The following is a 20,731-nucleotide window of genomic DNA, read 5'->3' as shown; positions in this document are numbered from 1 at the left end:
CACTATTCATCGACGATGTCGGAAAAGTCGATTGGCACGGAGAAGCCGACCTTGACCCGATCCATGATCACCATGGTTTTGAATCCCTTGATATCGGGATTTTCATAGAAGAATTTGCGCGTGAACTGCTCATAGTCCTCCATGCTTCGGGCCGTGACGATCAGGAGAAAGTCGGAATCGCCGGTCACGTAAAATCCGTTCATGACCTCGGGGGTCTGCCGGATCGACTGCTTGAAGCGATCGACAATGTCCGCTCTTTCCCGCTCCAGCGTTACCATCACCACGATCGAAATGGGTCTGCCCACGGCCTTGGGTTGAACAATCGACACATCCGCTTCAATCACGCCGTCCGCGCGAAGTCTCTTGAGGCGACGCTGCACGGCCGTCGGCGATAACCCGGCTGCGTTGCCGATTTCCTCGGACGTCAGGCGATTATTGTGCTGGAGTAGGCTGAGTATGTTGGCGTCGATGCGGTCGATAGACATCTGTCTTGGCCTTCGGAAAGCGGGAATTCGACCGGGTCCGGTCATTTTGTCGAGTGTGCATTCACCGAAAAGCAAATGGACACGCACAACAGAGGCTTGCGTACTTGACTGCGAAAGTCACATCGGCATCTCGTCGTTGAGCCGTCGCCTCCGCTATCAAAACGCCGACGCGCGGCGGTGATGGCAGAGGACACGAAAGAAGTGCTCTGGATCATGCGCGTGGAGCAGCGCAGAATCGCGGGGGAAATGCAGGTCCACCAAGCGCGATAGCCAGAACCGCAATGCCGCTCCTCGGAGCACTGCGAGCAAGTAATGCCGCTCCAGCGATGTCAAAGGGCGGACGCGCTCGTACGCTTCGACGAACGCACGGGACAAGGCGGGCAGCAGTGCCCCGGACCGGAGATCGATACACCAGTCGTTCAGGCACACCGCCACGTCGAATATCACTACGTCGGTTCCCGCGAAGTAAAAGTCGAAGAAACCCGTCAGCTTCTCGGCCCCTGTTGCATGGCCGGTCTCTGCCGCACGCGCGAACAAGACGTTATCGCGGAAAAGATCACCGTGTACGGGGCCTCGAGGTAGTCCCCGGTAATGACTATCATTGGCCAGCGCGCGCTGGAATTGCAGCTCGTCGAGAAGAACGTCGCGTCTTTCGTCGTCAAGCAACGGTGCGATCCGATCAGCGGCCCAGAACCACCAGTCATAGCCTCGCGAGGGGATTTGCTCCATTGAGAAGTCGTGACCGGCTTGATGCATACGCGCCAGCATCTCGCCGACCTGATCACAATGTTGCCGCTCCGGGTCGAGGCAATGCCGCCCATCCAGTTTGGTCACGAGACAAGCGGGTTTCCCGTTCAGTTCGAACACGATACGACCGTCGTCATCGGCCCTTGGCTCCGGTACGGGAATTCCCTTTCGTGCCAAGTGCTGCATCCAAAGCAGGCTGAACGACAACTGCGTATCGCCCAGGCGCTCGAACAGCGTGAGCACGAATTCACCGGCGCGCGTCGTCAGAAAATAGTTGGTGTTTTCGATTCCGCTTGGAATACCGCGCAGCGATATCACCTCTCCCAGTGCCAGCGGCGCGATGAAAGCTGAAGCTTCTTCCTCGGAGACCGGAGTGAATACAGCCATGGCAACCCTCTCTCAACGGATCAACGGCCTCAGGCGTTCCAATGCCGGGCGATGAATGCCATCACCTCGTCGGCCGACGGCGCGATGACCTCACAGCGCCGGGGGCGTCGTTCGAGGTCGGCCACCGCTGCCGGCCGCGGCACGGTTTGGCCGATCGCCTCGTGAATGATGTCTGCGAATTTCAGCGGCAATGCGGTCTCCAGCACTACCGTGCGAATGCCCGGCCGAAGATGTTCGCGCGCAACTTTGACGCCGTCGGCGGTGTGCGGGTCGATAATGGTGCGATGGTGTTCCCAGGTCTCGGCGATGGTGCGCAGCCTGTCCGCATGCGTACTCTTGCCCGACACAAAACCGTAGCTGGAAATGCGCGATGTCTCTTCTGCGGTGAGCGTGAACTGGCTACGCTGCGCAAGCGCCGTGCCGAACAACTGCGCGACACGTTGAGCATCCCGGCCCAGCAGGTCGAATACGAAGCGTTCAAAGTTCGATGCTTTTGAAATGTCCATCGACGGGCTGGACGTCACCATTGTTTCGCTGCTCGCGCGAACACGGTATCGGCCGGTCTTGAAGAATTCGTCGAGCACATCGTTCTCATTGGTCGCCAACACCAGCTTATCGATGGGCAGGCCCATCATGCGGGCGACGTGGCCGGCGCAGATGTTGCCGAAATTGCCGGACGGGACGCAGAACGAGACGCGATCGCTGTTCTCATTCGTTGCCTGGAAATAGCCGGCAAAGTAATAGACGACCTGCGCGAGCAGGCGCGCCCAGTTGATCGAATTCACCGTGCCGATGCTGTATTGCCGTTTGAAGGCCAGATCGGCGGAAACCGCCTTGACGATGTCCTGACACGTGTCGAAGCTGCCCTCGATCGCGAGGTTGTGGACGTTCTCGTCCTGCAGGCTGAACATCTGCGCCTGCTGGAACGGACTCATGCGGCCATGAGGGCTCAACATGAACACTCGGACATTGCGTTTGCCGCGCATCGCGTATTCCGCCGCGCTGCCGGTGTCGCCGGAGGTCGCGCCGAGGATATTGAGCTGCACGCCGCGACGCCCCAGCTCGGATTCGAACAGGTTTCCGAGAAGCTGCATTGCCATGTCCTTGAAGGCGAACGTCGGGCCATTGGACAGGTTCAGCAAGGCGATCGAGTCGTCGAGCGTGCGCAAAGGAACGATCTGCGCCGAGCCGAAGACTTCCGGAGTGTAGGTGCGGCCGATGATGGCACGTAGTTCGTCGGCCGGAATATCGTCGATATACAGCGAGAGAATCTCGAAGGCGAGTTCGACATACGTCAAGTCGCGCCAACGCCGGAGCGTTGCGTCATCGACCTTGGGGTAGGCGGCGGGCACGTATAGGCCACCGTCCGGTGCCAACCCTTCCATCAGGACCTCGGAAAACCGCCGATCGGCGCTGGCGCCTCGGGTCGAGACGTACCTCATGACATCGCTCCTGTTAATAGATTTCAATAAAACGGAAACGCTTTACAGCGGGATGTGGCAGTTGTATTCAACAACCGTCGAGGCCCCGCCAAAATGGTCATGCGCGCGCTTGATGAGGGCCGTGCGAGAACGCTCGACATGGCGAAGGGCGGGTCCGTCGCACCCGCCGCGAGTCGTAAGCGACTAACGGAACAGTGCCAACAACATGCGCTGTCACATCATTTCCGGAATCTTGATGGACGTGCCGTCCGTGAAACGGCTCAATCGGTAAGGAGAAACATCCATCAAGGGTTTCGCGCCCGTGACCATATCGGCAACCAGTTCTCCAGCCGCCGGGCCCAACGCGAACCCATGACCGCTGAATCCGGTGGCGACGTAGAATCCCGGAAGTGTCGCGATATCGGAGATGATGGGAATGAGGTCGGGCGTCGTGTCGATCGCCCCGGCCCAAGCATGCACCACCCGCAGGTCGCCCAACTGTGGGATAGCGCGCTTGACGTTGTCCAAAGCAACTTTCACGAACTCGAGATCGGGCTTGGGGTCGAGCACACGGCAGCGTTCAAACGGAGAGGTCTGGTCGAATTGCCAAGTTGCCGATGCCTCGGGACCTTCGAACCAGGGCGTTGCAAGGCGGTACTTGAGCTTCTTGCCAATGTCGTTCCGATAATTGCGGTAATACCGCAACGCGTGTTTCAGGCCAAGCGGCGCCAAGTCGATGCGCCCAAAACCCGGAACAGCCAGCGTATATCCGCCATCCAGGCGGCGACGAAGTGCAAACCCGGGACCGCTGAAGCAACCGTTGACCACGTTTGCTGCGACGGACGTACGCATAGCCGTTCCAATGACGTTGACGGCTGGGAGGTCGATTTCGTGACGCCTGCAAAAGCGTGAACTCCACGCACCTCCGGCGCATACCACCGTGCTCGCCTTGATCAGGCCGCGCTCTGTCCACACACCGCTAACGCGCCCTGCACTGAGTTCCAAACCACGTGCCGCGCAATTTTGATAGAGCAGGGCACCCCGGCGCTTCGCGCCCTCGGCAAGGGCCGGGGCTGCACGCGAAGGCTCAGCGCGGCCGTCGTCGGGCGACCAAACCCCACCAGCGTACCGAGGACCGCCCTGGGGCGCACGGCTGTTGACCTCGCTCGAACTGAGCATATGACTGACAAACCCGATCTCGCGCGCTTGCCTGCACCAGGCTTCCCATTGAGCGATGGCTTTTGCGTCGTCGCTGACATAAAAAATACCTTCGCGGCGAAAGCCCGGGTCGATCTGAATTTCGTCTCGCAATTCACTCCAGCGACGAAGGCTGCGCATCGCAAGAGGCAGTTCGAAGATGTCGCGGTTCTGCTGGCGCACCCAGCCCCAGTTGCGCCCGGATTGCTCCCCGCCCACGATGCCTTTGTCGACCAGTGCGACAGAGACACCGCGTCGCGCCAATTCGTACGCGGTGGATGTCCCGATGATCCCGGCGCCGATCACAACCACCTCGGCTGCACCCGTAAATTCAGGGGTGTCGTACACCTCTTCGATTCTAAGCATCACAAACTTCCATCGTTCGATTGACAGCGTACCCGTTCATGCCACGGCTCCGGTGCCACCGTCATGCGCGTGCGGGTCCTCGGCGCGGTGCGTCAATACGTGCCGCAGAAATTCCCGGGTCCGCGCTTCGCGTGGCGAACCCAGTACGTCGTTGGCATTGCCCTCTTCGATGATGAGGCCAGCATGCAGGAAGCACACGCGATCGGCCACTTCACGGGCAAAGCCCATTTCGTGCGTGACGACCAGCATTGTCATCCCTTCGCGCGCCAGCGTGCGCATCACGCTCAGCACTTCGCCCACAAGTTCGGGGTCCAGCGCTGAAGTGGGCTCGTCGAATAAAATGGCCCTCGGCTTCATCGCCAGCGATCGCGCGATCGCCACCCGTTGCTGCTGGCCGCCCGACAGTTGATGGGGATAAGCATCGATTTTCTGGCCGAGTCCAACCTTATGCAGCAACTCGATCGCCTCGCGTCGCGCCTGCTCGACCGGCTCGCGCTTGACATGCACCGGCCCCTCCATCACGTTTTCCACGGCGGTACGGTGCGGGAACAGGTTGAAGCGCTGGAACACCATGCCGACTTGAGTGCGAAGCTGATTGATATGGCGTGAGCGCTGCTCGACTATCTGATCCAGCAATTTGATCTCGCCCGAATCGTACGACTCCAGGGCATTGATGCATCGAAGCAGCGTCGACTTGCCGGAGCCCGATGCCCCGATCAGACACACCACCTCGCCCTCGTTCACCTTCAACGTAATGCCTTTGAGCACAGGCACGTCGCCAAAGCTCTTATGTACGTCCTTGATCTCGATCATTTGCCGCCTCACTTCACCTTGTGTTTACCGAAGCGCCGCTCGAGCGCCTTCGTCAAACTCATCAACGGAAGGCTCATGGCGAGATATCCGATCGCCACGAGCGTGTAGACCTCAAGATTCTGGAAGGTCGCGGCCGCGATCAGTGAGCCTTGACGCGTCATCTCGGAGACGGTGATCGTCGATGCCAGTGACGAATCCTTGAGCATCGACACGAGCGTGTTGCTATAAGGCGGCAAGGCGACCTTGATGGCTTGGGGAAGAATCACCCGCGTCATCGTCTTGATGCGCCCCATTCCGATGGATTGGGCTGCTTCGTATTGACCCGGATCAACGGATTCGATGCCGGATCGAATGATTTCGGCGACGTACGTGGAGTACCCAAACGCCAAGCCGATGATGCTCGCCTGCAAGGCACTCATTTGTAGCCCGATCGAGGGCAGTACAAAGTAGATATAAAACAGCAACACGATCATCGGCAGCCCCCGCACCACGTTGATCAACGTGGTGGCCGCGCGCCTGACCGGCGCGTGCCGCGACATCTTCAGAAGCGCCCAAACGAGACCCAGCACGGTACTGAGAATCAGGCAGCTGATCGTGATAAAGACGGTCATCCCGGCCCCTTGCAGCAGGATGGGGACAAAATCGACCATGTCGCTCCAACGCATGTTTCGCCTTTCCAATAATCGTTTGTACTTAAAGACCGGCGCCGTTTTTAATTGTAGCTATCAAGAGCGGATGATCTCGATAGCTACGCTCGGACTATGCGGCAGACCGGCCGTCTCCTTACCCAACGGTCATACTCATGCGCATCTGGCAAGTCGGATCGAGTCCCATTCGATCCGACCGAAGACGCGCATCACTATGCCCTCCTGTCATCGTCCATCGACATCCGGCACGTCAATCCACGTAATTCCATTTCTTCAGGATCTTGTCCAACGTTCCGTCCGCCTTGATCTTGGCCAGCCCGTCGTTGATCTTTGACAGCAAGGCGGCATTTCCTTTCTTGACGCCGAATGCAATCGGTACCTTTCGAAGCGGTTTGAAGCCATCGACGACACGACAACCCTGCAGCGTACCGGCAGCCTCCTGTGCCTTCCAGATCGGATAATCATTGAATCCTGCCGTAATGCGACCAAGCGTGACATCACGGGCCATATCGGCGGCAGTGTTATACAACTTCACTTCCTTGAAGATGCCGAGCTTCACAAGCTCGTCCGAGGTTTCCTCGCCGGCGCCGGCGCCGATCACCGTGCCTTTCAGATCGTCAATTGTCCGATAGGTATTCTTATCGGAGGCGCTGACGATGATCCCCTTGCCAAAAAAAGCCACGGGTTGAGAGAAAGCGATCACCTCTTCTCGCTTCGGCGTCGGTGTCATACCGGCCACGATGAGGTCGATCTTGTCGGAAACGACTGACTGGATCAATGCGGAGAATGGAATGACATTGAACGACACGTCGAAGCCCTCGCGCTGCCCAATTGCGCGAATGACATCCGGCATGACGCCTTCAATCTGATTTGTCTTGATGTTCAAGAACGCGTTGGGAACGCTGGACGGCGTGGTTCCGGCGGAAACGTTGATTTGCGCTGCCCATGCCTGGCTGGCTCCGCAGACCGTTGCTACGGCTACGGCGGCAGCAACGAGAATGCGCTGGAAGAAACGGACGTGCTTCCCCGAAGCACTTTGCGGCGTATATTGGAACATGGTCTATCCTTGAGAAAATTGCTTCATCCACGTGCGGCAAAAGCATGCATACAAGACGTTCGGCCTCCTTCACACCCCGGTGTCAAGCAACGAGCAAAACCATTCATTGCGGTGTCGATCAACTTCTACCCACCGTCACATTCGATCAAAATCGATCAGCACGCTCTTGTATCGCATGCTGGCTTCCAGCGCTTGGCGCCCGAGATCTTTCCCGATACCCGACTGTTTGAATCCCCCGGTGGGAATAATCATGTCCCCGCTGCGACCATAGCGATTTATCCAGACGGTACCAGCAGCAATTCGGCGCATAGCGCGCATCGCTTGCCCAATGTCGCTCGTATGGACACCCGCACACAACCCGTATGTCGGGTGGCCGGCAAGTGCGATGCCTTCATCCTCGTCCTCAAAGGTCTGAACGGTCAGCACCGGACCGAACAATTCCTGCTGCACCGCCGGCGTCGAATCGGTCACATTCGCCAGGAGGGTCGGTCGGTGGAAATAGCCGCCGTCTGTATCTTCGAAGTAGCCACCTCCGAAGATGAGTTCGGCGCCGCTCGCTAGACTCTCGTCGATGAGGGACTCTATCCGATCAGCTTGGCTTCGGCTGATGATGGGTGAATAGTGAGTCGTGCTCCGCCATAGTGGCCCTGGGGCGATATTCGCCAAGTTGCGCTGTACCGCTTCGAGCAGCGGCTCGGCGATGCGCCTGTGCGCGATAAGCCGCGTACCGGCAACGCATGCTTGGCCCCCATTGCTGGTGAATCCTCGCGCTATACAGCGCGCTGCGTGCTCCAAGTCCGGTACTTGTTCGAACACGAGTTGGGGGCTTTTCCCGCCCAGCTCGAGCGTCACGGGCTTCGTGCCATGCAAAGCCGCGTCGCTCATGATCGCAGCACCGGTTCGCGTGGAACCGGTGAAGCTGATCTTCGAAATATCGGGGTGGCGGGTAATCGCGGCTCCGGTCGTTGCACCACGGCCGTTCACCACGTTGAAGATGCCGGGCGGCATGCCCGCTTCGACTGCCAGTTCCGCCAACCTGAGCGTAGAGAACGGCGTCAGTTCCGACGGCTTCAACACGACCGCGTTCCCGGCGGCGAGCGCGGGTCCGCACTTCCAGGAGCACATCGACAGCGGGAAATTCCACGGTGTGATTGCACCGATCACCCCATAGGGTTCCGATGTCACGAATCCCGCACTTTCGCGGCGCGTTGCCGCGAACTCGCCGCCAAGTTTGTCGGCGAGCTCAGCGAAAAAGCGGATCGCCTCTGCGGTAAATGGCACATCGGATGCGTACGCCTCGGCGACGGGGCGCGTCGAGCTGACCGCCTCCAACTGCGCGAGGCTCACAGCATTCCGATCGATTAAATCTGCCCAGCGACTCAGTACTCTCGCTCGCTCGCGTGGCGGTTGCGTTGCCCAGTCGCTCGTCTTCCATGCCTGCACCGCGGTGCTCACCGCATAGTCAATAGTGTCTGCGGAGGCATCGGGGATATGGCCGAGCAACTGACCGTCGGAAGGTCGGTAAACAGCGATCGGCGTCTCATTGGTTGAATAGTACCTGCCGCCAATGAAATGCCCCTGAGGCAACGAGACTGTAGCCGGATCAAAATCGAGTGGCGGGGTAGACATGCTCGACCTAACCTCAAAATCTGGAGTAGCGGCGACGCCAGGTTTCATTCCCCACGTCACCGCAAGTTGCACGGCTTGTCAGGCGCGGGACATGCAATGAACAAGCATCTGATGGCGTTCATTATATTGATCGTTCAGTGAATTGCTAGCGATCAAAAAAGAAATCGGGAAATTTTCGTTGTGCGGTGCGGTAGGGTTCGTTTGCCGCCAGTCAATCCAAATGCCGCTCACGCGGCAATGGCGACAGTCAGTTGAGACTGACCATCGTGCGCTGCGTCGCAAGGCGAATCGGCGATGCGGCAAGTCGTCGTGCCCGACTCCGGTGCCTCACGAGCAAGAGCGCGGGACTCACAAATGAACGACTGGTGGCTGCGTGTTCATGACCCACAGCACGCGCGCCATCTCGTTGCTCTCGTTGCGCACGCTGTGCGGCACAGTGCTCTCGAACTGGAAGCTATCGCCAGCGCGCAGCACGGCGCGGCGGTCACCGACATTCAGGACGATTGTGCCTTCGAGCACGAGCCCTGCTTTTTCACCCACGCCAACGAGCACTTCATCGGACCCTGCTCCTGCTGGGAGCAGGATGATCATCATCTTGAGGTCATGATTTCCGTGCGGCGACAGTAGCTCTTTTTGCACGCCTTGCTTGCCGACGTCGAACAGCGGCCGCTCGGTCGCCTTGCGCACGAAGTCGCCGACGATCGGATCCGACGCTGCGTCATCGTCCTCCAGCAGCGCGGAAAGCGGTACCGACAACGCCTGCCTTAGGCGCTCGAGAATTCGCACCGACGGATTCGCCTTGTTGCGCTCGACCTGACTCACCGTACCGACCGACACACCGGCGCGCATGGCAAGTTCGTTGACGGACAATCCTTGCTCGATGCGCAGGGCCCGTAGGCGGCCTCCGACGTCAGAATGATGCAGTTCAGTTACGTCTTTCTTCCTCACCGGTGCTGGCTTCATGCAAACCTCTGTTGAAACGGTTCAATACCCTTCCCGGGGCGCATCGCAGTTGACCTTCATTCGCTGGCTCGCTCGTGCCGGCATTCGACCCGAGGCGGCGCGACCTCCCGTCAGCGCGATGAACGGGAAGAATCTCTTGATCATTATATTGAATAGTGCCATATTTTGCCGAACACTCGACTGTGACTCTATCGCAGTTAACAACGATGCACCGACCCGCTTCGCGGCGATGGATCTGTCGAGGCCGACATGCCGCTGCAGGAGTTCTCGTGTCCACACTATCCGTAAAGAATGCACCGACCTACCGTGCTTTCGAGTCCACCGACATCATTGCTGCGCATGCACTGTCACTGGCCGCCGGCTGGCCCCATCGAGCGGAAGATTGGCAATTGATGTTCGCCGCCGGCAGCGGGTTCGTCGCGCAGGATGACGGCGAAGTGATCGGCACGGCACTCTGCTGGCAGTGCGGTACCGATGGTGGCACGCTCGGCCTGGTCATTGTGTCTCCCGAAGCGCAGGGGCGCGGTATCGGCCGGCAGTTGATGGAACTGGTGCTCGAGGTGCTCGGTAACCGCGTCACGTTCCTACATGCTACGCCCGCCGGCAAGCCGCTCTACGAAAGACTCGGTTTCGAAGCGTGCGGCACGGTCGATCAGCATCAAGGCGCCGTCAGCAATGTCCCGCGCGTCACGCCCCCGGCTGGAGAGCAACTGCGTTCGCTGAAACGCGACGACGTACCACTGGTCATCGAACTTGCGTCGCGTGCGAGCGGGCTGGATCGCAGCCAAATCATCCCCGTACTGCTCGATGTTGCGCAGGGTGTCGTGCTCGAACGCGCCGGTGAATTAGTGGGTTTTGCGCTGTTTCGCCGCTTTGGTCGCGGTTACGCAATTGGTCCCGTCGTGGCAGCACACTCGCCAGGCGATGGGCGAGCGAAGGCGCTGATCGCCCACTGGCTCGCGATGTACTCCGGCGAATTCGTGCGCATCGACGTGCCAAGGGAGGGCGGCCTCACCGATTGGTTGAACGCGGTTGGCGTGAAGCGCATCGACACGGTTGTGAAGATGGTGCGCAATGAGCCGGCAGAGCGGCACAGCGGCAAACCGGACGCGATATATGGCGTATTCGGCATCATCAATCAGGCGATGGGGTAAGCGGCGATGACCGTGCTATACAAGTCCGATCCGGTGCGAGGTGCGGTATGGGCCGAGCGCTTCGCTCAACTCGCCCCAGACCTTGCGTTTCGCATATGGCCGGACATCGGCGACCCATCCGCGATCCGCTATTTAATTGCCTGGCAACCGGATGATCTCCCCGTCACGCTGCCCAATCTGGAAGTCGTGTTCTCAATTGGTGCGGGCGTCGACCAGCTCGATCTCACCCGCATTCCCACCCATCTGCCCGTCGTACGCATGATCGAGCCAGGCATTGTCGACGGCATGGTCGAGTACGTCACGGAAGCGGTGCTCGCGATTCATCGCGATCTGTTCGATTACGCGCTGCAGCAACAGGTACGCGTTTGGAAGCCGATGCCGCTGCGGCCGGCCGCCACACGGCGCGTTGGTGTGCTGGGGCTTGGCGTGCTCGGGACCGCGGTACTCGAACGACTGCGACTCTTCGGGTTCGCATGCGCCGGATGGAGCCGTTCGCGGCGGGACATCGAGGGCGTTGAATGCTTCGCTGGCGACGCCGCACTCGATGCGTTTCTCGCGCGCACCGACGTGCTCGTTTGCCTGGTCCCGCTCACCGACGCGACACGCGGTTTGCTTTCCGAACGCATTTTTTCCGAGTTACCCGAAGGCGCGTCGATCGTGCATGTAGGCCGCGGGCCGCAGCTGGTAGCGGGCGATCTGCTCGATGCAATGGAGCGCGGTCACATTCATAGTGCGGTCGTCGACGTAACTGATCCGGAGCCCTTGCCTCCAGACCACCCGCTTTGGATTCAGCCTCGGGTACGCATCACACCGCATATCGCGAGCGCGACGTGCGCCGTTACAGCCGCCGACGCAGTGCTGGAAAACCTGCGCCGTCACTGGGCGCGCAAACCGATGATCGGTGAAATCGATCGGGCGCGCGGATATTAAGGCCATCGAACTGCTGTTGCCACGCAGCACAAACTCATGCACAGGAAGCGTTCCAATGAGCATCAATCTCGAACAGCAAGCGCGCGCACTGATTCGCGCGGAGAATTTCATCAATGGGCAATGGGCCGCCGCGGCGAGTGGACGTCGCTTCGCGGTGATTGATCCCGCTACTGGAAAACTGATCGCCGAGGTAGCCGATAGCGGCCCCGCCGATGCGCGTGCCGCAGCAGACGCCGCCGCCGCGGCGTTGCCTGCGTGGCGCGCGATGCTACCCAAGGAACGCGCGGCCATACTGCGCCGCTGGCATGCTCTCATCGTTGAGCAGCAAGATGCGCTTGCCGCGCTAATCTCTCTCGAACAAGGGAAGCCGCTCGCCGAGGGGCGCGGCGAGGTTGCGTACGGCGCTTCGTACGTCGCGTGGTTCGCCGACGAAGCCACGCGCATCTACGGCGACCTCATTGCTCAGCAGCAGCGCGGCAAGCGCATGAGCGCAATCAAAGAGCCGGTCGGTGTCGTGGCGGCTATTACGCCGTGGAATTTCCCGATGGCGATGATCGCGCGCAAGATCGCGCCGGCGTTGGCCGCCGGCTGCACCGTCGTCGCGAAACCTGCCGAAGATACGCCGCTCACCGCGATCGCGCTGGTCATGCTCGCTCATCAGGCGGGTGTGCCTGACGGCGTGCTCAATTTGATTTCAGCGTCGCGCGAGTCGACCGTCGAGGCCGTTGGCGAATGGCTCGCGGATGGGCGCGTGCGCAAGATCACCTTTACTGGCTCCACGCCGGTGGGTAAGTATCTCGCACGTGAGTCGGCCACCACGCTGAAGAAGGCCTCCCTGGAGTTGGGCGGCAACGCGCCGTTTATCGTATTCGAGGATGCGGATCTCGACGCGGCGGTGGCGGGCCTCCTTGCGGCTAAGTTCCGAAACGGCGGCCAGACCTGCGTCAGCCCTAACCGCGTGTACGTTCAGCGTAGCGTCTACGCGCGCTTTTCTACCCTGTTGAGTGCAAAGGTAGCCGAACTGCGCGTTGGTCCCGCCAGCGATGCGACTTCGCAGATCGGTCCGATGATCAACTTGCGTGCAATCGAGAAAATCGCACAGCACGTTGATGATGCAGTCGCAAACGGTGCGCGCGTGTTGACGGGCGGCAAGGCGCTCACTGAACTCGGACCGCGGTACTACGCACCAACGGTGCTCGCCGACGCAACATCGGACATGCTGCTTTTCAACGAGGAAACGTTCGGCCCGGTCGTGCCGCTCTTTCCATTCGATACGGAACAACAGGCCGTGCAGGCCGCGAACGATACGCCGTTCGGCCTCGCGTCGTACTTCTATAGCCAGGATATGCGTCGCATCGATCGCGTCTCGCGGGCGCTCGAGGCCGGGATCGTCGGTATCAACGAGGGCGCGCTGGCGTCGGAAGCGGCACCGTTCGGCGGCGTGAAGGAATCGGGTTATGGCCGCGAAGGGTCGAAGTATGGACTCGACGATTATCTGTCGATCAAATATCTATGTCAGGGCGGCCTGGAATGACGATGGATGCCTATCCGATCGAAATCGACTTTCCCGATATCTCCGCACATGCCTCTGGTAATACGGGCGTCCCTTACGTCTATACGTTTGATTCCGGTGTAACCGGCCCGCACGTGATGATCAACGCTCTGACACACGGTAACGAGGTGTGTGGCGCGATCGTCGTCGACGAACTGTTGCGCGCGCGGTTACGGCCCCGTCGCGGCAGCATGACGCTGTCGTTTGCGAACGTGGCCGCCTATGCGCGTTTCGATCCCGCAGTGCCGGACAAGGCCCGTTTTGTCGACCAGGACTTTAATCGGGTATGGGCCGCTTCGACGCTCGACGATCTCGCGATGCGCTCGTCGGAGCTTGATCGCGCCCGCGCAATGCGGCCAGTGCTCGACACCGTCGATTTGCTGCTCGATCTGCACTCGATGCACGAAAAGAGCGCGCCGCTGATCGTGGCTGGCCCGCTGCGAAAGGGCACCGAGTTCGCGATAGATTTGGGCACGCCAGGCACGGTCATCTGTGACGAAGGCCATCCCGAAGGACGGAGGATGCGCGATTACGGAGGCTTCGGCGATCAAACAAGCGCGAAAAGCGCCCTCCTCATCGAATGCGGGCAGCACTGGGAGAGGAGCGCGGTCACGGTGGCCCGCGACTGTACCGCTCGATTTCTCTTGCTGACAGGTGTGGCCGACAAAAACGATTTGCCGGCCGGATGGCTCGTAGCGCTTCCCGACGCAATGTCCGTTGTGCGTGTGACGGAACCGGTTGTTGCGCAGAGCATGGATTTTCGTTTCGCGGGGCCGTACACGGGCCTCGAAGTCTTCTCGAAGACCGGTACGGTGATCGGTTGGTCAGACGGACAGGCCGTTACCACGCCGTACGACGACTGCGTCCTCGTCATGCCGTCTCTGCGTCAATTGCGGCCGGGTGTGACCGTCGTGAGACTTGGCCGAACCTTACAGCGCATCGATCATTCGGTGCGCAAACTGGAGGAAGTAAAGTGAAAGTTGAACGAGACCTATCCAACGGTGCCATGCCCGAAATGCAGCGACTAGCAGCGCTGCAAAGCCGCCCTCGATCCTTCATCGATATGAAAGTATTCGCGTCGGATGCGAGCCAGGGTGTCGCATCTTGCGATTTGCCTAGTGATGATCGCTTCCAGTCCAGCCGCCGCTTACTGGATTTGCCACCAGGCCTGGTAACCGCTGGTGCCATTACGCTCGCACAAGACAGTGGGACAGTGTCGTTCCAGCCAGCAGACGAATTCGTCGTCGTCTCGGAAGGAGCGGTAACCTTCACGCAAGGTGAGCACGCGCTCATGCTGCGGCCGGGCGATAGCGCGGTGCTACGTCAGGGAGCGGCGTATTCTTGGGCAGCGACAGGGCCCACATCAATCATATTCATGCGTTACCAGAACGGCGGCAGTGCCGACGGCACCATCGTGCCGATCGACGGTGCCCCGCAGTTAGCGCCATCGGGCGCGCCCCTCGCGGAACTGCTACTCACGCCGACTCCCCAATGCCGCAATCAGACCGACTATCGTTCGGCCGACGGGCAATTTACCTGCGGGACCTGGGATTCAACTCCCTATCATCGGACCGCAATGCTTTACCACCATTACGAACTCATGTACCTGCTCGAAGGCAGTGTGACGTTTGTCGACGAAGCAGGTCGCCGTGCAACGTTTTCTCGCGGCGACATCTTTCTCGTCGAGCAAGGTGCGAAGTGCAGTTGGGAAAGTCTTGGGCACGTCGCAAAGGTATACGCGATTTTTCGTCCGGCGTGACGGCGCGAATCGTCCGCAAAATCTGTTCCTGACCGGCATGATGCTGTTGTCCGAAGTCGCGCGTCGTGAAGGGCTGTTCGACTGGGTCGCGACGCACGTCGTCAATCTCGCGCAGGGGTCGCCCCGGCGATTGTTCGCGCTCGTCTATCTGGTCGGCACCGTGACGACGATTTTTCTGTCGAACGATGCAACCGCGGTCGTGCTGACGCCGGCCGTCTTCGCGGCCGCCCGTCGCGCCAAGGCCGACCCGATGCCGCTGCTGTACATCTGTGCGTTCGTCGCCAACGCGGCAAGCTTCGTGCTGCCGATCTCGAACCCGGCGAATCTCGTGCTGTACGGTTCGCGCATGCCCGCGCTCGGCGAATGGCTGGCCCATTTCGCACTACCGTCCGTCGCGTCGATCGCGTGCACGTTCGTGATGCTTCGGATGACGCAGCGACATGCGCTTCGCGGCCGTTGCGCGTCGGGTTTGCCGGTGCTGCCGCTCACCGGCGGCGCGCGCATTGCGCTGGCCGGCATCGCGGTCACGGCCGTTGCGCTGATGGCGGTGTCGATGATGGATCGTCCGCTCGGGTTACCGACCGCGGTCGCGGGATGCGTCACCGCCGCGTGCGTCCTGTATCGGGATCGCGCGGCGTGCGTGCCGATCGTTCGCGAAATTTCATGGAGCGTGCTGCCGCTCGTCGCGGGATTGTTCGTGCTCGTCGAGGCGCTCGACCGGAACGGTGCGGTGCGCTCACTGGCCGGGCTGCTGCGCGCGTGGACGGCCAGCGGCGAGCAGGCTGCCGCAGCCGCATCGGGCATCGCGCTCGCGTCGAACCTGGTCAACAACCTGCCCGCCGGACTGATCGCGAGTTCGACGATCGGCGCCGCGCACAGTCCGCAGACGGTGATCGGCGCCATTCTCATCGGCGTCGACCTGGGCCCGAATCTGTCCGTCACCGGATCGCTTGCGACGATTCTGTGGCTCGCGGCGATCCGGCGCGAAGGGCAGCGGGTCGGCTTCGGGGAATTTCTCGCGGTCGGGGTGTGCGTGATGTTGCCGGCCTTGGTGGCCGCGCTGGTGACACGGCTCACGCTTGGCGCCTGACAAGCGACTAGTGCGTTGGAATCGGCGAACGCGAACATACGGGAAACCAGGGCTCTGCGCTTTCGAGGCGCGGGGTACCATACAATTCTCGTTTGAGCAAGATTTTCTTATCTTGAAACGGATCGGCAAAGCAGCAATCGAACTGCCGTCCCGGCTCGGGGCCGAGAACTCCGGGTTTCGCTACGTTACGGCAGGGAGCAGGCTGGTCACCCGTGCATCGCCATGCAGGCGTCTACTCAGTGATGCACGGGGCCCGGTTGCTGTTGTTGTGCGGCCCGACAGGCATCGCTGCCGTTGGCCGCATGCCGGCCGTGTTGCCGCCGGCTGGGGGCGCCGGAACGAGAATGATGCGAAACGTGCTTCATGTGCACGAAAATCAGCGCCCCCGTTCCATCTGAAGACTCAACGCTTTTCCGACCTGCCGGATTGCGTTTGCGCCGCCTGATGTCGCACGCATAAGCGCCGAAGTGTGCGTGGATGAACGTGGAAGCGTTCCGCTACCGAAGTAACGGAATGTGTTTCGAGCAGACGAAGTGCCTGGCGCTCCTGCGATTCGGTCAGCGCGGGTTTTCGTCCGAGCTTTGTGCCTCTGGCCCGTGCCGCGGCCATGCCGGCACGCGTGCGCTCGCTGATCAGGGCCCGCTCGAACTGAGCGAGTGCCGCCATCATATGGAATACGAGCATTCCCCCGGATGAGTCGGTCGAGATCGCTTCGGTAATGGACGCGAACTTGATTTTGTGTCGTTCGAGATACGAAATCAGGTCGACTAACTTGGATAAAGATCGGCCGAGCCGATCGAGCCGCCATACGACAAGCGTGCTCCCGGCCTTCAAGTGTTTGAGCGCCTGATCGAGTCCTGGACGGCTGAATCCCGATCCGGACAAGCCCTGGTCGGTGTAAATGATCTCGCATCCTGCGCGGCGGAGAGCGTCTTTCTGAAGGGCGAGGTTCTGCTCTTGAGTCGAGACGCGTGCGTATCCAATTTTCACGGTGAACTCACGCGGTTCTGAATGACGACGACTTGACACAGGCCATTCTCAAACATGGCTGAACTATGCATGAAAAATCGAGAAAACAATTGCAAACGTTTGCGGTGTCGTTCTTCATTTGATTTGAATTTGACGGGCCGGTTGTTGATTGGGAAATGAAAAGAAGTGTTAACGACGACGATATTGTAGTGGACAAAAAGGAACCTTTTTGTCCGGCCCGGCCGGGTCACGCAAAACTCTTATCGAAACAATGGCTTAGTCGATGGGCGGTGACCTTCTTCGTAGATTCTCACAAAGGTTCCTTTTTGGGTCGGCGTTCATGAACGCAACATGTGTGAGCGGTGCCGACGTTGAACGAGCGATGCGGCTTACCGGCACGGGGTGTGAAATGTTTTCGTCGGCAGATGGAAGGACCGCGTGGCATGAGCGTTGCGGCGGTGCGCTTGAACAGATTGCGCGGGACCTGGCTGAGCGTGCATTCGTCCTGTCTGAGGAGGGCGGCTACGGTGCAGGCAGCGACCTTGAAGGGAGGCAGCGGTATCTGCTCGCCCGCGAATGGGTCCAAACGCTCGGGCGCGGTGTGTCGCAATACACGCCGATGGCGCACGGCGGTTCCAAAGGAAGCGAGTTCGATAACGCTGTGCCGGGTTGCGATCTGGATGCGAGTGTGCGTCGCGACCTGCACATCGCAACAGCGGCCTATGAAGCGCTGAGCCGAGGCGATGTGGTGTTGCGGCGTCGGCCGATCCGCGGTCTCGGTGATCCAACGAAAGTTCTTTATCAAGAGTGTGAAACGCACCTTTCGTTTAAATCAAGTGACGGCCCCTTTCGGTCGGCGGACATATTCTCCGCGATGGAGCGTCTTGGGCTGACGAATCGGATTGATTGTCACGTCGTAGAGATGGCAATTGCCAGCTTGGCGAGCAATCCGGATTTGGCGCTGGGTGTGAACATTTCAGGGAAAAGCGCGGTAGAGACCAAATGGTGGGAGCCGTTGTTTATTTCTCTGGAGAAATTCCCTGATGTGGCATGCCGGTTGACGATAGAAATATCGGAGCGAGCGAAATGTGTGCCGAACCATACGCGCCGCTTTCGCAACCGATTGAGGCATCTGAAATGCCGGGTCGCGATCGATGATTTTGGCGCCGGATTCGGCTTGTCGTCCAGTATCGAGTTGCGCGAGCCGGATATCGTGAAAATCGACAGTTCGATCCTGCGTCGGGCGTCGGAAACGGGGGTGCGGAGGCTGCGTGGCCTTGTTCGGCTCGCAAGCGAGCTCGCGTCGATTGTTGTAGTTGATGGTGTGGAATCCGAAATGGATTTGCATATGGCCGGAGAGGCGGGCGCGCATTGGATACAGGGGGGCTATTTCGCCTGTCCGTTCGGCACCCGGATATAGATCCCCGACGTGTGCTCAGGAGACGCGAGGAAGGCATATGCAAGTTAAAGGGACGAGCAAGGATGCGGTGCTGCGCGAGGGGATGCTTTACTTCCTGCAGGAGAGCACGAAGCGGGTGCTGTCGCAGTTTGCGAGCGGACAGCTGCTGGACGATGTGGATGGTGCCTATAGCGGCGGTTTGATCGGCGGATTCTACGGAGGGCAGGCAGCGGTCGCGCAGCTCGGACGAAGACGGATGAGGGAAAGGATAGGCGCCCTCAGGTCGATTCGGTCACGCCGGGAATACAGGCGAATGATATTGACGATTTATTGCCTTGGAGTTCAGCACGGGAGGGCAATCCGAAGAGGCGAAGTATTGCCGACTTGAAAGGCCGGAGAGCTCGCGAGAAATGGTCGAGGGTGCAGGTTATGAGCGGTCCGATGGATGGCAGTTATTTAGAGCTGCTTAAGAAGAAGGAAAGGTTGCAATCGACGATCGATCTGGCCAGGCGGCGGGAGGTGTGCGGTGTTCTGCAAGAAATAGTGCATCGGATGACGACGTATGGAATATCGCTCGACGACATCGCGATGGCTTTGTACGCGGGCCGGGATTCGGGCAGGAAAGGCCGTAGGCGCGCACCCAAATACCTGGATCCGGAGAGCGGAAAGACGTGGGCAGGTGTGGGGCGTACGCCGACGTGGCTGCAGGGAAAAAATCTGGATGACTATCGATTGCCGACAGGCGGCGATTGATTGAGAGATGTGACGAGGGGTGTGTCGCCACGAAAACAGACGTGTGTCGGCGCGGGGCAAAACAGAACAGGAATCGCTGCGCCGGGGTGCGCGGTCTGGAGAAAACTAAAATGAATCGAATCTATCGGACGGTTTGGAATCGGGCGCTGGGACAGTTGGTGGTGGCGTCGGAGTTGGCGCGCGGCGACAGTGCCGGGGCAACCAACGGGCAAGGAACCGTGGGGGCCGTGTCGAAGCGGTTGTCTCTCAAGTCGCTGGTGCTGGCCTTGGCGTCGATCGGGTTGGCGGGCGGGGCGGCGCCAACACTTGCGCAGTCCAGTGGCTTGTACGTCAATGATGGAAGGGACAGTACTTGCTGGGGTATTTTTGACGGCGGGTCGGCAGGGCAGGTGATCAATGCAAACTGCGCGCTAGACCCGGCAACACAGACGAACGAGTCTCTGTTCTTCGGGCCTGCAGGCACAACCATCAGTGGCAGCCACGCATCTTACGGTCTTAGCCTGGGTGGCCAGCTATTCGTCAATTCCGGACGGATCGGGGTTACGGACATTGGCGGTGGTACCTATTCAATGCGACTTGGCAGCGTCGCCACGCTGAATGGCGTCGCAGGTACGAATGCGATCGCAATCGGTTCTGCACAGTCCTCTGGTTCGGACGGATCTTCCAGCGCGGCTACTGTTGCGTCGGGAAGTCAGGCGATTGCGATTGGATCGGCTGCGTCGGCGACTGGAGGAAATTCGATCGTGATCGGCCAAGCGACGACGGCCAATTCGACGAACACCATTGCGATCGGCAAAGGAGCAAAAGCGACCGCGCCCAGCACCGCCGGAGGCGGGGTCTCGATTGGGATGGGTGCCGTGACGTCGGCTTGGCGGACAGTCGCGTTGGGGGAGAGTTCCGCCTCGACGCAGGTCGCTGCCACTGCTTTGGGAACCTATTCCCAGGCGACCAATACCGGTGCGACTGCGATAGGTGCGGTTCAAAACTCGACGTCGGCTACGACCGTAGGCGCGACGGCGAGCGGTGTAGGCGCGACGGCAATCGGCGGCGGTGCGGGCGCTGGCGGAAACAACTCGATCGCGCTCGGCGCGCAGGATTTCGTTGCCGAAGGCGGCGCGGCTTCTCCTGTCGCCGTGGCAGGCGCACAGGCTGGCGGTACCCGGGCGATCGCCATCGGGTCGGGTTCCAGTTCGACCGGTAGTTCTTCGATTGCATTGGGGGATTCGGCCCAGGCGACAGGTTCGAGTAATGCCGTTGCACTTGGCACAAGCGCGGTTGCGTCGGGTGCCAACGCGGCGGCCGTCGGTTTCGGTTCGACGGCAGCGAATGTCGGGTCGATCGCGATCGGCAAATCCGCGATCGCAACGGCACAGGGCGCAACAACGATCGCGATCGGCTATGAAGCGTCGGCCT

General features: G+C 60.1%; 18 protein-coding genes and 1 pseudogene. 9 read left to right on the top strand and 10 right to left on the bottom strand.

The genetic code is table 11. The features are described from left to right. Positions 1 to 2: 2 nt before the first annotated feature. From HWX14_RS15820 to HWX14_RS15780, 9 genes are all read right to left on the bottom strand, one after another. A complete protein-coding gene (locus tag HWX14_RS15820; protein ID WP_151062555.1) occupies positions 3 to 485 on the bottom strand; it encodes an Lrp/AsnC family transcriptional regulator in 483 nt (160 codons plus the stop codon). A gap of 156 nt (positions 486 to 641) precedes the next feature. After that, on the bottom strand, positions 642 to 1,619 hold the full coding sequence (locus HWX14_RS15815; protein WP_151062556.1) for a homoserine kinase: 978 nt from the start codon (positions 1,617 to 1,619) through the stop codon (positions 642 to 644). Positions 1,620 to 1,648: 29 nt separating this feature from the next. Further along, on the bottom strand, positions 1,649 to 3,061 hold the full coding sequence (gene thrC, locus HWX14_RS15810; RefSeq protein ID WP_151062557.1) for a threonine synthase: 1,413 nt from the start codon (positions 3,059 to 3,061) through the stop codon (positions 1,649 to 1,651). 213 nt (positions 3,062 to 3,274) lie between these two features. Next, positions 3,275 to 4,603, bottom strand: a complete 1,329-nt coding sequence (locus HWX14_RS15805; protein ID WP_151062558.1) for an FAD-binding oxidoreductase — start codon at positions 4,601 to 4,603, stop codon at positions 3,275 to 3,277. Positions 4,604 to 4,639: 36 nt separating this feature from the next. Beyond that, complete coding sequence (locus HWX14_RS15800) at positions 4,640 to 5,416, bottom strand: amino acid ABC transporter ATP-binding protein (RefSeq protein ID WP_151062559.1); 777 nt, start codon at positions 5,414 to 5,416, stop codon at positions 4,640 to 4,642. 8 nt (positions 5,417 to 5,424) lie between these two features. Continuing rightward, on the bottom strand, positions 5,425 to 6,081 hold the full coding sequence (locus HWX14_RS15795) for an amino acid ABC transporter permease (protein WP_151062560.1): 657 nt from the start codon (positions 6,079 to 6,081) through the stop codon (positions 5,425 to 5,427). A gap of 232 nt (positions 6,082 to 6,313) precedes the next feature. After that, a complete protein-coding gene (locus HWX14_RS15790) occupies positions 6,314 to 7,120 on the bottom strand; it encodes an ABC transporter substrate-binding protein (RefSeq protein WP_151062561.1) in 807 nt (268 codons plus the stop codon). Between the two features lie 135 nt (positions 7,121 to 7,255). Further along, positions 7,256 to 8,749, bottom strand: a complete 1,494-nt coding sequence (locus HWX14_RS15785; protein WP_151062707.1) for an aldehyde dehydrogenase family protein — start codon at positions 8,747 to 8,749, stop codon at positions 7,256 to 7,258. A gap of 348 nt (positions 8,750 to 9,097) precedes the next feature. Then, positions 9,098 to 9,712 (bottom strand): cupin domain-containing protein, encoded by a 615-nt coding sequence (locus HWX14_RS15780; protein ID WP_151062562.1) that lies wholly within the window; start codon positions 9,710 to 9,712, stop codon positions 9,098 to 9,100. 269 nt (positions 9,713 to 9,981) lie between these two features. On the opposite strand from HWX14_RS15780, the gene HWX14_RS15775 reads away from it, so the two are divergent. From HWX14_RS15775 to HWX14_RS15755, 6 genes are read left to right on the top strand one after another with little or no spacing between them, the layout of a single operon-like run. After that, the gene (locus HWX14_RS15775) at positions 9,982 to 10,866 is read left to right on the top strand and encodes a GNAT family N-acetyltransferase (RefSeq protein WP_151062563.1); all 885 of its coding nucleotides are present in this window, start codon (positions 9,982 to 9,984) and stop codon (positions 10,864 to 10,866) included. Between the two features lie 6 nt (positions 10,867 to 10,872). Continuing rightward, on the top strand, positions 10,873 to 11,796 hold the full coding sequence (locus tag HWX14_RS15770; protein WP_151062564.1) for a glyoxylate/hydroxypyruvate reductase A: 924 nt from the start codon (positions 10,873 to 10,875) through the stop codon (positions 11,794 to 11,796). Positions 11,797 to 11,851: 55 nt separating this feature from the next. Continuing rightward, a complete protein-coding gene (locus tag HWX14_RS15765; protein WP_151062565.1) occupies positions 11,852 to 13,330 on the top strand; it encodes an NAD-dependent succinate-semialdehyde dehydrogenase in 1,479 nt (492 codons plus the stop codon). A gap of 2 nt (positions 13,331 to 13,332) precedes the next feature. Continuing rightward, positions 13,333 to 14,325 (top strand): succinylglutamate desuccinylase/aspartoacylase family protein, encoded by a 993-nt coding sequence (locus tag HWX14_RS15760; protein WP_174904701.1) that lies wholly within the window; start codon positions 13,333 to 13,335, stop codon positions 14,323 to 14,325. Beyond that, positions 14,322 to 15,107 (top strand): cupin domain-containing protein, encoded by a 786-nt coding sequence (locus tag HWX14_RS36510; protein WP_151062567.1) that lies wholly within the window; start codon positions 14,322 to 14,324, stop codon positions 15,105 to 15,107. Before HWX14_RS15760 ends, HWX14_RS36510 begins: the two co-directional genes overlap by 4 nt. Next, positions 14,998 to 16,197: an arsenic transporter gene (locus HWX14_RS15755; RefSeq protein ID WP_244130237.1), complete on the top strand. Its 1,200-nt coding sequence runs from the start codon at positions 14,998 to 15,000 to the stop codon at positions 16,195 to 16,197. Before HWX14_RS36510 ends, HWX14_RS15755 begins: the two co-directional genes overlap by 110 nt. Positions 16,198 to 16,599: 402 nt before the next feature. Here the strand turns inward: HWX14_RS15755 and HWX14_RS15750 are convergent, their stop codons facing one another. Beyond that, the gene (locus HWX14_RS15750; protein WP_151062569.1) at positions 16,600 to 17,187 is read right to left on the bottom strand and encodes a recombinase family protein; all 588 of its coding nucleotides are present in this window, start codon (positions 17,185 to 17,187) and stop codon (positions 16,600 to 16,602) included. Between the two features lie 334 nt (positions 17,188 to 17,521). Between HWX14_RS15750 and HWX14_RS15745 the strand changes: the two genes are divergently transcribed. From HWX14_RS15745 to HWX14_RS36880, 3 genes and pseudogenes are all read left to right on the top strand, one after another. Continuing rightward, positions 17,522 to 18,586 (top strand): EAL domain-containing protein, encoded by a 1,065-nt coding sequence (locus tag HWX14_RS15745; RefSeq protein ID WP_170297398.1) that lies wholly within the window; start codon positions 17,522 to 17,524, stop codon positions 18,584 to 18,586. 420 nt (positions 18,587 to 19,006) lie between these two features. Then, positions 19,007 to 19,318 carry an H-NS histone family protein gene (locus HWX14_RS15740; protein WP_170297399.1) on the top strand — a complete coding sequence of 104 codons (312 nt, stop codon included), beginning with the start codon at positions 19,007 to 19,009 and terminating at the stop codon, positions 19,316 to 19,318. Positions 19,319 to 19,428: 110 nt separating this feature from the next. Beyond that, positions 19,429 to 20,580, top strand: a pseudogene (locus HWX14_RS36880) (ESPR-type extended signal peptide-containing protein); the annotation flags it as partial. Positions 20,581 to 20,731 lie beyond the last annotated feature (151 nt).

This window comes from Burkholderia sp. BCC0044, assembly GCF_902832955.1.
Taxonomy (GTDB): Bacteria; Pseudomonadota; Gammaproteobacteria; order Burkholderiales; family Burkholderiaceae; genus Burkholderia.
The sequence above is the reverse complement of the archived record's forward strand: the minus strand, read 5'-3'. Positions and strand labels throughout refer to the sequence as shown.